Origin of the sequence: Thalassospira lohafexi, assembly GCF_002844275.1 — a bacterium.
Taxonomy (GTDB): Bacteria; Pseudomonadota; Alphaproteobacteria; order Rhodospirillales; family Thalassospiraceae; genus Thalassospira; species Thalassospira lohafexi.
This window is the reverse complement of sequence record NZ_NXGX01000002.1, coordinates 370,385-383,368: the sequence shown is the minus strand read 5'-3', so window position 1 is coordinate 383,368 and position 12,984 is coordinate 370,385. Positions and strand designations below refer to the sequence as shown.

Annotated in this window: 15 protein-coding genes; 14 read left to right on the top strand and 1 reads right to left on the bottom strand. The window is 51.9% G+C overall.

The annotated features are described in order from the left end of the window. Positions 1–121 precede the first annotated feature (121 nt). The 6 genes from COO92_RS05580 to COO92_RS05555 all read left to right on the top strand — a co-directional run bounded on the left by COO92_RS05580 (position 122) and on the right by COO92_RS05555 (position 5,829). Entirely contained in the window at positions 122–1,045 is a 924-nt protein-coding gene (locus COO92_RS05580; protein ID WP_022732285.1) for an ABC transporter permease subunit, read from the top strand. Further along, on the top strand, positions 1,045–2,565 hold the full coding sequence (gene livM, locus COO92_RS05575) for a high-affinity branched-chain amino acid ABC transporter permease LivM (protein WP_206186367.1): 1,521 nt from the start codon (positions 1,045–1,047) through the stop codon (positions 2,563–2,565). The genes COO92_RS05580 and livM overlap by 1 nt, the downstream gene beginning before the upstream one ends. Further along, on the top strand, positions 2,562–3,419 hold the full coding sequence (locus COO92_RS05570; RefSeq protein WP_101300536.1) for an ABC transporter ATP-binding protein: 858 nt from the start codon (positions 2,562–2,564) through the stop codon (positions 3,417–3,419). The genes livM and COO92_RS05570 overlap by 4 nt, the downstream gene beginning before the upstream one ends. A gap of 20 nt (positions 3,420–3,439) precedes the next feature. After that, positions 3,440–4,150 carry an ABC transporter ATP-binding protein gene (locus tag COO92_RS05565; RefSeq protein ID WP_028791542.1) on the top strand — a complete coding sequence of 237 codons (711 nt, stop codon included), beginning with the start codon at positions 3,440–3,442 and terminating at the stop codon, positions 4,148–4,150. 10 nt (positions 4,151–4,160) lie between these two features. Then, positions 4,161–4,514, top strand: coding sequence for a DUF6867 family protein (locus tag COO92_RS05560; RefSeq protein WP_022732281.1), 354 nt, complete (start codon positions 4,161–4,163; stop codon positions 4,512–4,514). Positions 4,515–4,722: 208 nt separating this feature from the next. Beyond that, a complete protein-coding gene (locus tag COO92_RS05555; protein ID WP_022732280.1) occupies positions 4,723–5,829 on the top strand; it encodes a branched-chain amino acid ABC transporter substrate-binding protein in 1,107 nt (368 codons plus the stop codon). Between the two features lie 131 nt (positions 5,830–5,960). Here COO92_RS05555 and COO92_RS05550 read toward each other — a convergent pair whose 3' ends face one another. After that, positions 5,961–6,380: a Ros/MucR family transcriptional regulator gene (locus COO92_RS05550; RefSeq protein WP_101300534.1), complete on the bottom strand. Its 420-nt coding sequence runs from the start codon at positions 6,378–6,380 to the stop codon at positions 5,961–5,963. 460 nt (positions 6,381–6,840) lie between these two features. On the opposite strand from COO92_RS05550, the gene rpiB reads away from it, so the two are divergent. From rpiB to nusB, 8 genes are all read left to right on the top strand, one after another. After that, the gene (rpiB, locus tag COO92_RS05545) at positions 6,841–7,275 is read left to right on the top strand and encodes a ribose 5-phosphate isomerase B (RefSeq protein ID WP_101300533.1); all 435 of its coding nucleotides are present in this window, start codon (positions 6,841–6,843) and stop codon (positions 7,273–7,275) included. 96 nt (positions 7,276–7,371) lie between these two features. Then, a complete protein-coding gene (gene glyA / locus COO92_RS05540; protein WP_101300531.1) occupies positions 7,372–8,646 on the top strand; it encodes a serine hydroxymethyltransferase in 1,275 nt (424 codons plus the stop codon). Positions 8,647–8,670: 24 nt separating this feature from the next. Further along, positions 8,671–9,144: a transcriptional regulator NrdR gene (gene nrdR / locus COO92_RS05535; RefSeq protein ID WP_022732276.1), complete on the top strand. Its 474-nt coding sequence runs from the start codon at positions 8,671–8,673 to the stop codon at positions 9,142–9,144. Beyond that, a complete protein-coding gene (gene ribD, locus COO92_RS05530; RefSeq protein WP_101300529.1) occupies positions 9,144–10,265 on the top strand; it encodes a bifunctional diaminohydroxyphosphoribosylaminopyrimidine deaminase/5-amino-6-(5-phosphoribosylamino)uracil reductase RibD in 1,122 nt (373 codons plus the stop codon). Before nrdR ends, ribD begins: the two co-directional genes overlap by 1 nt. A gap of 4 nt (positions 10,266–10,269) precedes the next feature. Beyond that, positions 10,270–10,857: a riboflavin synthase gene (locus tag COO92_RS05525; RefSeq protein ID WP_101300528.1), complete on the top strand. Its 588-nt coding sequence runs from the start codon at positions 10,270–10,272 to the stop codon at positions 10,855–10,857. A 6-nt stretch (positions 10,858–10,863) separates the two neighbouring features. After that, entirely contained in the window at positions 10,864–12,018 is a 1,155-nt protein-coding gene (ribB, locus tag COO92_RS05520; protein ID WP_101300526.1) for a 3,4-dihydroxy-2-butanone-4-phosphate synthase, read from the top strand. Between the two features lie 4 nt (positions 12,019–12,022). Continuing rightward, positions 12,023–12,487 carry a 6,7-dimethyl-8-ribityllumazine synthase gene (ribH, locus tag COO92_RS05515; RefSeq protein ID WP_022732272.1) on the top strand — a complete coding sequence of 155 codons (465 nt, stop codon included), beginning with the start codon at positions 12,023–12,025 and terminating at the stop codon, positions 12,485–12,487. Continuing rightward, entirely contained in the window at positions 12,487–12,984 is a 498-nt protein-coding gene (nusB, locus tag COO92_RS05510; RefSeq protein WP_022732271.1) for a transcription antitermination factor NusB, read from the top strand. The genes ribH and nusB overlap by 1 nt, the downstream gene beginning before the upstream one ends.

The following is a 12,984-nucleotide window of genomic DNA, read 5'->3' as shown; positions in this document are numbered from 1 at the left end:
GTTTGCAAGGGGGCAAGGGGGAGACTATGTCTCATCCAATCAATACATATATCTATGACTTGATGCCTTCTGTTGATCAGGCGAAGACCTTGTTTGTCTGTGCCAAATCTAAGGTTGTGCAATGGATTGGGCTTATTTCCTACAACAATTGATCAACGGTCTGACGCTGGGAGCCATCTATGGTCTGATCGCCATCGGTTACACCATGGTGTATGGCATCATCGGCATGATCAACTTCGCGCACGGCGAGATCTATATGATCGGTGCGTTTCACTCCCTGATCACCTTCCTGATCTGTCAGGCAGCAGGGATTAGCGGTATTTTACCGCTCACACTTCTTTTGATGCTGTTCGTTTCAATGGTTCTGACCTCGATCTATGGTTGGGGCGTTGAACGGGTCGCATACCGGCCGCTGCGCGGATCATTCCGGCTTGCAGCGCTGATTTCTGCCATCGGCATGTCGATCTTCCTGCAGAACTTCGTTCAGATTTCGCAAGGTGCACGCGTTAAACCGATGCAGCCGCTTATTGAAGGCGGCATTACCATGATGAAAAGTGCGAACTTCGATGTTCAGCTGAGCTATATGCAGATCATCATTATTGTTCTGACCTTTGTGCTGATGGTCGTGTTCTCCACACTGATTGCCAAAACATCACTGGGTCGTGCGCAGCGCGCTTGTGAACAGGATCGCACAATGGCGGGCCTTCTGGGCGTCAATGTCGACCGCACAATTTCGACCACCTTTGTTATGGGGGCTGCCCTGGCATCGGTCGCAGGGATGATGGTGACACTGTATTATGGTGTGATTGATTTCTACATCGGCTTCCTTGCTGGTGTGAAAGCCTTCACCGCCGCTGTTCTGGGCGGTATCGGTTCACTTCCAGGTGCGATGCTCGGCGGGCTCTTGATTGGTCTGATCGAGGCATTCTGGTCGGGGTATCTCACGATTGAATACAAGGACGTTGCGACGTTCGGTATTCTCGTTCTCGTGCTGATCTTCCGCCCTTGGGGTCTGCTTGGTAAGCCTGAGGTGGAGAAAGTCTGATGTCTTCTGCATTTGCTTCATCTCGTACCAGCGGCTCAGAGATCGTCAAGGAACTCGCGTTCTTTGCCGTGATTGCGCTGCTCATGTCGGTCATGATCCTTGGGGTCGAGACCGTTGACCGTCCTACTGGTCTTGAACTGGCTGTGCGGTGGGACCTTGTCCTGATCGCCATTGGATCGACGGTTATTGGCCGTCTTGCCCTGATCGTTCGTCGTGAAGGTATTTCACGGCTGGTTCAGGCCCTCATGATTACGCTGGCTGCGGTTTGCGTTTTCGAAATGTTTGTGCGTTTCCGCGACATGGACGACCGTTGGGCATCGCCTGTGGTTCTTGATATGGCGGTTGGCAGCTTCACAAGCATTGTTGTGACGGTTTGTTTCCTCGCGATTGTTTTTGCCATCGCGTACTTCTCGATGAAGGAAAAGAGTGCTGTCGTCGTTGATGAAAGCACGAAAATTTCATCGAAAATTCAGGTTGCCTATCGGTCCAATACCAAAAAAATCGGTTTAATCGGGATCATCTTCTTCTTCATCTTCCCGTTGATCTTTGGTGAAAACCGTTCTGCAATCGATCTTGCAACCCTTGTTATGATTTACATCATGCTCGGTTGGGGGTTGAACATTGTGGTGGGGCTGGCCGGTCTTCTCGATCTTGGCTATGTGGCTTTCTACGCTGTTGGCGCATATTCCTATGCATTGCTGTCGCAGAACTTCGATCTGAGCTTCTGGCTGTGCCTGCCGCTTGCGGGCATCTTTGCGGCAAGCTTTGGCATTGTTCTGGGCTTCCCGGTTCTAAGGCTTCGGGGTGATTATCTGGCGATTGTGACCTTGGGCTTTGGCGAGATCATCCGTGTTATCCTCATCAACTGGTATGATTTGACCGGTGGGCCAGACGGTATTTCGTCTATCGAGCGTCCGAGCTTCTTTGGGCTGGCGGAATTTTCGCGCCGTGTTCCCGAAGGCTCCATCGGGTTTGGTGATTTGATGGGTATTGAATACTCATCCATGCATCGCCTGATCTTCCTGTACTACCTGATCCTTATTCTGGCGTTGGTTACAAACTTTGTAACCATGCGCTTGCGTAAATTGCCGATCGGGCGGGCGTGGGAAGCGTTGCGTGAAGACGAAATCGCCTGTCGTTCTCTTGGCATTAATCCAACCAACACCAAGCTGTCTGCATTTGCAATCGGCGCGATGTTTGGTGGTTTTGCCGGTGCGTTCTTTGCAACCCGTCAGGGCTTCATCAGCCCGGAAAGCTTCACTTTCCTTGAATCTGCTGTGATCCTGGCCATCGTTGTGATGGGAGGTATGGGCAGTCAGATTGGTGTGGTGCTTGCCGCGGTCGTGATGATTGGCTTCCCGGAAATGTTCCGTGAGCTTGCCGAGTATCGCATGCTGATCTTTGGGGCTGGTATGGTTGCCATCATGTTGTGGCGCCCACGTGGACTGTTGTCTTTCCGTGATCCAACCATCCTTTTGAATATGAGCAAGAAAGAAAAAGTTGCCGGAGAAGCCAAATGACCGACAACAACGTCCAACTTGAAGTCGAACACCTGACCATGCGCTTTGGCGGTCTGGTCGCCATTGATGATCTTTCTTTCACCGCGCGAAAGGGTGAGATCACGGCAATCATCGGCCCGAACGGCGCAGGGAAGACCACGGTCTTTAACTGTCTGACCGGGTTCTACGTTCCGACTGAAGGTCGTCTGACGCTTTATGCCAATGACGGACCGCGTCTTTTGGAGCGTAGTGAAGGCTTCCGCATCCCACGCAACAATGGTGTGGCACGGACATTCCAGAACATTCGCCTGTTTACCGGCATGACTGTTCTCGAAAACCTGATCGTGGCACAGCATAATGCCTTGATGGATGCATCGGCCTTTTCGCTGGCGGGTCTGTTCAATCTTGGTCGCTATGCCAAGGCGGAGAAAGCGGCGCTTGAAACCGCCAAATTCTGGCTGAACAAGGTTGGTTTGTATGATCAGGCCGACTGGAATGCTGGCAATCTGCCATATGGTTCACAGCGTCGCCTTGAGATTGCACGTGCGATGTGTGTGAACCCGTCACTGCTGTGTCTTGATGAACCGGCAGCTGGTCTTAACCCCCGTGAGTCTGCGGAGCTTAATGTTCTGTTGCAGAGCATCCGTGATGATCAGGGGATTGGCCTTTTGCTGATTGAACATGACATGAGCGTCGTCATGAAGATTTCCGATCATGTGATCGTGCTTGATTACGGTAAAAAGATCGCCGATGGCGATCCTGATGCCGTCAAGAATGATCCGGCTGTTATTCGCGCTTACCTCGGTGAGGATGAAGACGACGAATTGCCACCGGAAGTCGCTGCCGACCTTCATCTTGATCCGAAAGCGCAGTGAGGGAGTAGATCGATATGTCCATGCTGAAAATTGAAGGTGTACATACCTTCTATGGCAATATCGAAGCCCTCCGGGGCGTCGATATGGAAGTCAACGAAGGTGAAATTGTTACACTGATCGGCGCCAATGGTGCTGGTAAGACGACGTTGCTGATGACGTGTTGTGGATCACCGCAGGCCACCAAAGGACGCATTTTGTTCGAAGGTCAGGATATCAGTCGCATGCCAACGCATGAGATTTGCCATCTTGGTATTCAGCAGTCGCCTGAGGGGCGTCGCATTTTCCCGCGCATGTCTGTGCATGAAAACCTGCAGATGGGAGCCAACACCCAGGATCCGAAGTATTTCGAAGACGATCTTGAAATGGTGTTCGATTTGTTCCCGCGTTTGAAGGAACGTATCAACCAGCGTGCCGGAACGATGTCCGGTGGTGAGCAGCAAATGCTGGCGATTGGCCGTGCGCTTATGGGGCGTCCGCGTCTGTTGCTGCTTGATGAACCGTCGCTTGGCATTGCGCCGCTGGTCGTAAAGCAGATCTTTGAAACCATCAAAAAGATCAACCGGGAAAAGAAAGTTACGGTTTTCTTGGTCGAGCAGAACGCGTTCCATGCGCTTAAGCTTGCCCATCGCGGTTATGTGATGGTGAACGGCAACATTACCCTTTCGGGAACAGGTGCCGAACTTCTGGCCAATCCGGAAGTCCGCGCAGCTTATCTCGAGGGTGGCCACTAGGAGGGCGGATATGGAAGCGATTACAGGTACCAGTACTGGTGTCACGATCGGAATGACCGTCATCCTGATGGGGTTCTGTGCGTTCATGACCGGGCAGGCGATTGCCAATACGTGGCGTTCTGTCCATCAGCTCTATGCGTATTCATTGCTGCTGGGGCTGACTGACCGGTTTCTGACCTATGCGTTGTTCGAGGGCGAGTTGCTTTCGCTTTCGGGCTACATTTTTGACACGGTGATCATTTTTGCGATCATGTCGGCAGCCTTCCGCGTGACAAAGGTCAACAAGATGCTGTCGCAATATCCATGGCTTTATGAGCGGGTCGGACCGTTTGGGTTCCGCGCACGTGAAGGGGCGGACGTCTGATCATTCGATGGTGGCAGGGTGTTGCCACCATCGCGTTGCTAAATTGTTGGCAGCGCATTGCTTTGTACTATTGCACACCAATTTATGGGTGTTAAAGTACACGGAGATGAAACCGGTAATCGGAAGATAAAACGAGCCGGTTTTGTGTCCAGAAAGACGGTTCTGTCATGGTGACGGAACCAACCTTTGGAACAGGGAGACTTCTCTAATGTCGAAAACCAAGCTCGGCCTTCTGGCAACTGCTTCTGCACTTGTACTTTCGATGGGTGTGGCAAAAGCAGACATCGTTATCGCGACCGTTGGTCCGATGACCGGCCCTTATGCCGCCTTTGGCGAACAGATGACCAAGGGCGCCGAGAAAGCTGTGGCGGACCTCAATGCTGCTGGTGGTGTTAACGGCGAAAAAGTCGTTCTCGAAATCGGCGATGACGCATGCGATCCGAAACAGGCTGTGGCTGTTGCCAACCAGCTCGTCAGCAAAAACGTTGCACTTGTTGCTGGTCACTTCTGCTCGGGTTCTTCGATCCCGGCTTCTGAAGTATACTTCGAAGAAGGCATCGTTCAGATTTCTCCGGCTTCGACCAATCCGCAGCTCACCGAGCGTGACATGGACAACGTATTCCGTGTTTGCGGTCGTGATGACCAGCAGGGTGAAGTTGCTGGTAAATACTTGGCTGAAAACTATGGCGACAAGAAAATTGCCATCGTTCACGACAAACAGGCTTATTCCAAAGGCCTGGCTGACGAAACCAAGAAAAACATGAACGCTGCTGGCGTTGAAGAAGTGATGTATGAAGCCATCACCCCGGGTGAAAAAGATTACTCGGCACTGGTGACCAAGCTGAAATCTGAAGGCGTCGACGTCCTGTATTACGGTGGTTACCACACCGAGCTGGGCCTGATTGTTCGTCAGATGCGTAGCCAGGGCCTTGATACCCTTGCAATCTCCGGTGATGCACTGAACTCGCTTGAGTATTGGTCAATCACGGGTGATGCCGGTAAAGGCACGCTCTTCACCGCAGGTCCGGCTCTTGAAAAAGATCCGCGCAACGCTGAACTCGTAAAATACTTCGAAGCTCAGAACTACAAGCCTGAAGGTTACACCCTTTACACCTATGGTGCGATCCAGGCTTGGGCACAGGCTGCAACCAAAGCCGGTACCACTGACTCCGAAGCTGTTATCGAAGCTCTGCACAGCGGAGATGCATTCGACACCGTTCTTGGCTCCATCTCGTTTGATGCCAAAGGTGATGTTGCTGCTCCGGGTTATGTTTTCTACGAATGGGAAAACGGTTCGTACGATTACGCAAAATAATCAAATCATCTGATTTGGGAAAAGCCCGGCTTCTTGCCGGGCTTTTTTATGGGTAGTTCAAACAAAAACGCCGTTCTGAACAAACAGAACGGCGTTTTTGTTTTAGTCGTTTGGTGATCGGGCAGGGTGTGTTACTTCGCCTTGCGACCAAGACCGATTTTCTTGGCAAACTGCGAACGCTGTTTTGCATAGTTCGGCGCAACCATCGGGTAATCAGATGGCAGACCCCATTTCGCACGGTATTCTTCCGGCGTCAGGTTGTAGGTCGTGCGCAGATGGCGTTTCAGCATTTTCAGCTTTTTGCCGTCTTCAAGGCAGATGATGTAATCATCACCAACCGATTTACGGATCGGAACAGCCGGTTTAAGCGGTTCTTGCTCTGGCTCGCTCTCGTCGGCGCGGATTTCGTCGAGTGAGCCAAATACGGTCGAAATCAGTTCAGGGATTTGTGCCGCGGCAAGTGCGTTGTTACTCACATATGCAGAAACAATATCTACGGTCATCTGCAAGAGTTCGTCGCGATCAAGCACGCTATTATCGGCGTCAGCCATGAGTGATAGTTTCCTTTAGTTTGAAAATTACATAAAAATTAATGCACTAATTACCCGATATAGTCAAACAACAGAAAAGAGCAAGAGGATTTAATAATAAAATGATTCAATCAAAGTACATTCGATTACATCAGTGGCACCCAATTGTCTGTTGTCATTAAAAGGCGGTCATGTCCGAAAAACTAATATTGTAGGCTGCGAATAATCGTGCTGGGTGTGCTTAATGGTGTTTCTTTAAGTTCATCACGCTTTGATCATTTGCGCGTATGTGAGGGCAATAATAATATTATAGCGTGTGTGAAGCTTCACAACATGACTGGCGCAACGATTTCTGTTGTTGGGGCGCATATCTGGTCTTCGTAAAACTTGCAGATCAGGGTGTCCTGCGCGTTGGCAGTTTGCGTCCTATATGCTACAAGGCGCTCAAATTTAATCACTGACTTCGTTCAAGGGCGCGCCGATGACTGTAAAGACCATTGCCATTGCTGCCGATCATGGTGGCGTCGAACTTAAAACCGCAATTATCAGTGCTCTTAAGGATCGCGGCATTGAAGTTTTCGATTTTGGAACGAACGGCTCCGAATCTGTTGATTATCCGGACTATGCACATGCCGTTGCCAAATCGATTATTGATGGTCAATCCGAAGCGGGCATTCTTGTATGTGGCTCTGGGATCGGCATGAGCATTGCCGCCAACCGTTTCCCGGAAGTGCGTGCTGCCTTGGCGCATGATCGCCTTTCGGCCGAGCTTTGCCGTCAGCATAACAACGCGAATGTTTTGTGTCTCGGCGCGCGCATCGTGGGTGACGCCAAGGCACTTGATTGCGTGGATGCGTTTATTTCGACCGAGTTTGAAGGCGGTCGTCACGCGCTTCGTGTTGCGAAGATGTCTTAATCCTACCAATTACACCGCCATCTGGCATCAACCAGACCGGGTTGGTTCGCTTCGGTTCGCACCAACCCGTCATATTGCATTGAGAGAGGCCCCAGCATGTCGTTCAAAGGCTTTTTCACGACCAGCTTGTCCGACGCCGATCCGGCATTGTTCAAATCCGTCACCGATGAACAGGATCGTCAGCAAAACCAGATCGAGATGATTGCTTCGGAAAACATTGTTTCCAAAGCCGTAATCGAAGCTCAGGGAACGGTTCTGACGAACAAATATGCCGAAGGTTATCCTTCGCGTCGTTATTACGGCGGGTGTGAATTTGTTGATGTTGCCGAGCAGCTTGCGATTGATCGCGCCAAAGAACTGTTTGGCTGTGAGTTTGTCAACGTTCAGCCGCATTCCGGTGCGCAGGCGAACGGTGCAGTTATGCTGGCACTGTGCAAGCCGGGCGATACCATTCTGGGGATGTCGCTTGATGCTGGTGGCCATCTGACCCATGGCGCACGTCCGGCCCTGTCAGGTAAATGGTTCAATGCCATCCAGTACGGTGTACGTGAAGACGATTTGACCCTTGATTACGATCAGGTCGAAGCCCTTGCTGTTGAACACAAGCCTGCCTTGATCATTGCAGGTGGTTCTGCCATTCCGCGCCAGATTGATTTCAAGCGGTTCCGTGAAATCGCCGATAAGGTCGGTGCACTTTTGATGGTTGATATGGCGCACTTTGCTGGTCTGGTTGCCGGTGGTGTGCATCCGAGCCCGCTTCCTTATGCTGATGTTGTAACCACCACCACGCATAAAACCCTTCGTGGTCCGCGTGGCGGCATGATCCTGTCGAACAATCTTGATATCGGCAAAAAGATCAATTCGGCGGTTTTCCCAGGCTTGCAGGGTGGTCCGTTGATGCACGTAATTGCTGCAAAAGCGGTTGCCTTTGGCGAAGCATTGCGTCCGGAATTTAAAGATTACACGCAGCAGATCATCGACAATGCCAAAGCACTGGCAGAAGTTCTGGTGAAACGCGGTTTCGATATCGTGACTGGTGGCACGGATACCCATCTGATGCTGGTTGATCTTCGTCCCAAGGGGCTGAAGGGCAACACAGCAGAAGTCGCACTTGAGCGTGCGGGCATCACGTGCAACAAAAACGGCATTCCGTTTGATACCGAAAAACCGACCATCACGTCGGGTATCCGTCTGGGAACACCGGCTGGCACCACGCGCGGGTTTGGTGTTGAGGAATTCAAACAGATTGGTGAGCTGATCGGTGATGTTCTTGACGCAATGGTCGATAGCCCGGAAGGCAATTCCGAGGTCGAAGCCGCTGCGCGTGCGAAGGTCGAAGACCTTTGCAAACGCTTCCCGATCTATTCCTGATCGCGTCAAGAGCGAGTAAAGAAAATGCGTTGCCCGTTTTGCGGACATACTGACACACAGGTCAAGGATTCCCGTCCGACCGAAGAGCATCATGCTATTCGCCGTCGCCGGTTCTGTCCTGCATGCGGATCACGTTTTACGACATTTGAACGTGTTCAACTGCGTGAACTGATGGTTGTCAAAACCGACGGGCAACGCGAATTGTTCGACCGCGACAAACTGGCGCGGTCGATCTTTCTGGCCTGCCGTAAACGCCCGATCGAGGACGAGCGTGTTGAAAAGGCCTTAAATGGCATTCAACGACGCCTCGAAAGCAGCGGTGAAAGCGACATTACCACCGATACCATCGGTGAAATGGTGATGGAGGCGTTAAACGCACTCGATCAGGTGGCGTATGTGCGCTACGCTTCAGTGTATAAAAACTTCCGCGAAGCCCGTGATTTCGAACAATTCGTGGAAAACATGCAGGACGGGGAAGAAGAGGCGGACGCAGAGTAATGACAGCCCCCGCGTTTACAGAAGACGACCGGCATTTCATGCGGGTCGCGTTAAGCCTGTCTAAACGCGGTTTGGGAAATGTATGGCCAAACCCGGCTGTTGGGTGCGTTCTTGTTTCTCCTGACGGTGTGGCCGTCGGGCGTGGTCATACCCAACCCGGTGGTCGTCCGCACGCTGAACGTGTTGCCCTTGATATGGCAGGCAGCCTTGCAAAGGGGGCTACGGCCTATGTCACCCTTGAGCCCTGTAGTCATTTTGGCAAATCTCCACCATGTGCATCAGGTTTGATTGATGCGGGTGTTTCCCGTGTTGTCAGTGCGCTTGAGGACCCCGATGCCCGTGTATCAGGACGTGGCCACCAAATGCTGCGGGATGCAGGGATAAATGTTGATGTTGGCCTTCTGGGCGATGATGCACGTCGTCTGAACGAAGGGTTTCTGTCGCGGGTTGAGCGACATCGTCCTTTCGTGACGCTGAAACTGGCATCGACCCTTGATGCACGTTCGGCCACCGCACGCGGTGAAAGCCAGTGGATCACTGGGACAGAGGCACGCGCACACGGGCATCTTTTGCGTGCTAGTCATGATGCAATCCTTGTCGGTGCCAGTACCGTTGTTGCCGATGACCCGACCCTGACATGTCGTCTTGCCGGGCGGGAGCATCAATCGCCTGTGCGCGTCATTCTTGATCGGACAGGGGCTGTGCCAGCATCAGCGAAACTTGTTCAAACCGCGAATGAGGTTCCTACCTGGCTTGTCGTATCAGACGATCATTTTGCCGAACTATCGGAAAAATTTAAAGAAACCTCGGTAAAAGTGATCGCTGCGGGATGCGCAGACGATCATTTGAACCTACATGACGTCATGCGAAAGTTGGCTGATCTGGGGCTAACGCGTATTCTGGTCGAAAGTGGTGGCAACCTTGCGGCCGGTCTGCTGAAGGCCGATGTGGTTGACCGGGTCATTCATTTTGTTGCTCCGGCGATGATTGGCGATGACGGTAAGGCAATGGTTGCGTCACTGGGTGTCAAACAGCTTTCAGATATGCCACGGTTCGAACGTGTTTCGGTTCGCGAAATAGGTGAAGATATCGTGGTAACTTACGACAATAAAACGGATTAAGTGCATGTTTACTGGCATTATTACCGATATTGCAAACGTTCGCGCAATTGAAAAAACGGGCGATACCCGTTTTGAATTCACCACATCATTTGATACGTCCAAGATCGTTTTGGGGGCATCAATTGCGTGTAATGGCGCGTGCATGACCGTGATTGAAACCGGCGATAACTGGTTTGCGATTGAAGCATCTGCCGAAAGTCTGGACCGGACCACGCTTGGTGATTTGTCGACGGGATCGAAAGTTAATCTTGAACAAGCGACACGTGTTGGCGACGAACTGGGCGGGCATATTGTGTCGGGCCATGTGGACGGTGTCGCGACACTGACCAAACGTGTTCCTGAAGGTGATTCCTTGCGTCTGACCTTTGAAGTGCCGGAAACCTTTGCCAAATATATCGCGTCAAAGGGATCAGTAACCCTTGAAGGTGTATCTTTGACGGTCAATGAGGTTGACGGAAACACTTTCGGTATCAATCTGATACCTCATACACAGATACACACCACGTTGGGTTCGAAGCAGCCGGGTGACCGGATCAATTTCGAAATCGACATGCTTGCACGCTACGTTGCGCGCATGCTGGGCAAGGATTGATCACAGATGCCAAACAATTATCTTTCGCCGATTGAAGACGTCATCGAAGAAGCCCGCAATGGTCGGATGTTTATTCTGGTCGATGATGAAGACCGCGAAAACGAAGGTGATCTTGTCATTCCCGCCCAGATGGCAACCCCGGATGCCATCAACTTCATGGCGACCCACGGGCGCGGGTTGATCTGTTTGACCCTTGAGAACCAACGGTGCGACGAATTGGGCCTGACAATGATGAGTGCCCATAACGGCACGCGTCACGAAACGGCCTTTACCGTGTCGATTGAGGCAAAAACAGGTGTCACCACCGGGATTTCTGCCCCGGACCGTGCGCGTACGGTGGCGGTTGCCATTGATCCGACCGCGGGGCGGCATGATATCGTGACACCAGGCCATGTGTTTCCGCTGCGTGCGCGGGCAGGCGGGGTGCTTGTTCGGGCTGGTCATACCGAGGCATCAGTTGATATTGCGCGTCTTGCCGGATTGAATGCATCGGGCGTGATTTGCGAAATCATGAGCGATTCCGGTGAAATGGCGCGCCTGCCAGAGCTTGTTGAATTTGCCAAGAAACACGACCTAAAAATCGCACAGATTGCCGATTTGATCCGGTATCGCCGCAAGCACGAGAAAGTTGTGCAGCGCAAGGCAACGACGAAGATCAAAAGTTCCAATGGCGGCGAGTTTGACCTTCATCTGTATGTCAACAACGTCACCTATGCCGAACATATCGCGCTTGTAAAAGGCGACATTAGCAATGACGCGCCGGTTCTGACCCGTGTGCATGCGCTTAATGTCCTTGATGATGTTCTCGGGGATACCCAGTCGGGTCATCATGGCCATTTGGCGGCTGCCATGCGCCAGATTGGCGACGAAGGGCGCGGCGTCGTTGTCTTGATCCGTGAGCCGCGCCCCAACAGCTTGTCTTCTTCTGTTGCAAAGCTGATTGAGTTGAATGGCGGAGACGGCGAAGCCCTGCGTCAGGAACTGGCGCAGGCGACAGGTGAAACAGATTTGCGCGATTACGGCGTTGGCGCACAAATCTTGCATGATCTGGGTATTCGCGACATGATTCTGCTTTCAAATACCAAACGCCACATTGTAGGACTTGACGGCTTCGGTCTAAATCTGGTTGATCAGCGTCCGCTTGTCGTCTCGGAGGAATAAAACCATGAAAAACGCCCCCCACATTTTGATTGTGGATGCGCCGTATTACACGCATATCGTTGAAGACCTCGTGAAGGGGGCTGCATCTACTTTGGAAGCTGGTGGCGCAACGTGGGACCGTATTTCGGTATCAGGCGCGTTCGAAGTGCCAATTGCCATCCGTTATGCGGTACAATCAATGCAAGAGCTTGCAACCGGTCCGCGTTATGACGGGTATTTGGCTCTTGGCTGTGTTATCCGCGGGGAAACGACCCATTACGATCACATCTGCGAAGAAGCCAACCGTGCTTTGATGCAGCTTTGCCTCGATCTTCGACTGGCGATCGGGAACGGTATCCTGACCGTTGAGGATGAGGCACAAGCAATTGCACGCTGTAAGGCCGATCAGAAGAACAAGGGTGGCGAAGCTGCCAAAGCTGTTCTGCGGATGATCGAAGTTCAAAACCATTTTGGAATCCATCACAAGTAATGACTGATAAACCAAAGGCATCTGCCGCACAGCGGCGCAGCGCAGCGCGTTTTTCTGCCATTCAGGCACTTTACCAGGCCGAATTGTCGCAGCTTTCGGCCGGTGACATCGTTCGGGAATATTCCGATTTTCGTCTTGATGGCGAAGGTGGACGTGATCTTGATATCACCAATGATGATTTGATTGATCCGGATCGCGGCTTCTTTGCTGATCTGGTTCAAGGGGTCGCGGCCCGCATGGTTGATATCGATGCGTTGATCGATGGTGCGCTTGAAAAAGGCTGGACAACCAAACGTTTAGAGACGGTTCTGCGTAGCATCATGCGTGCCGGTACCTATGAACTTATGGCGCGTGAAGACGTTCCGATGCGTGTTGTTATCACCGAATATGTCGATGCAGCCCATTCATTCTTTGATGAGAATGAACCAAAACTTGTGAATGCGGTTCTTGATCGCATTGGCAAAACGCTGCGTCCCGGTGAAGCCGGGAAAAACTGA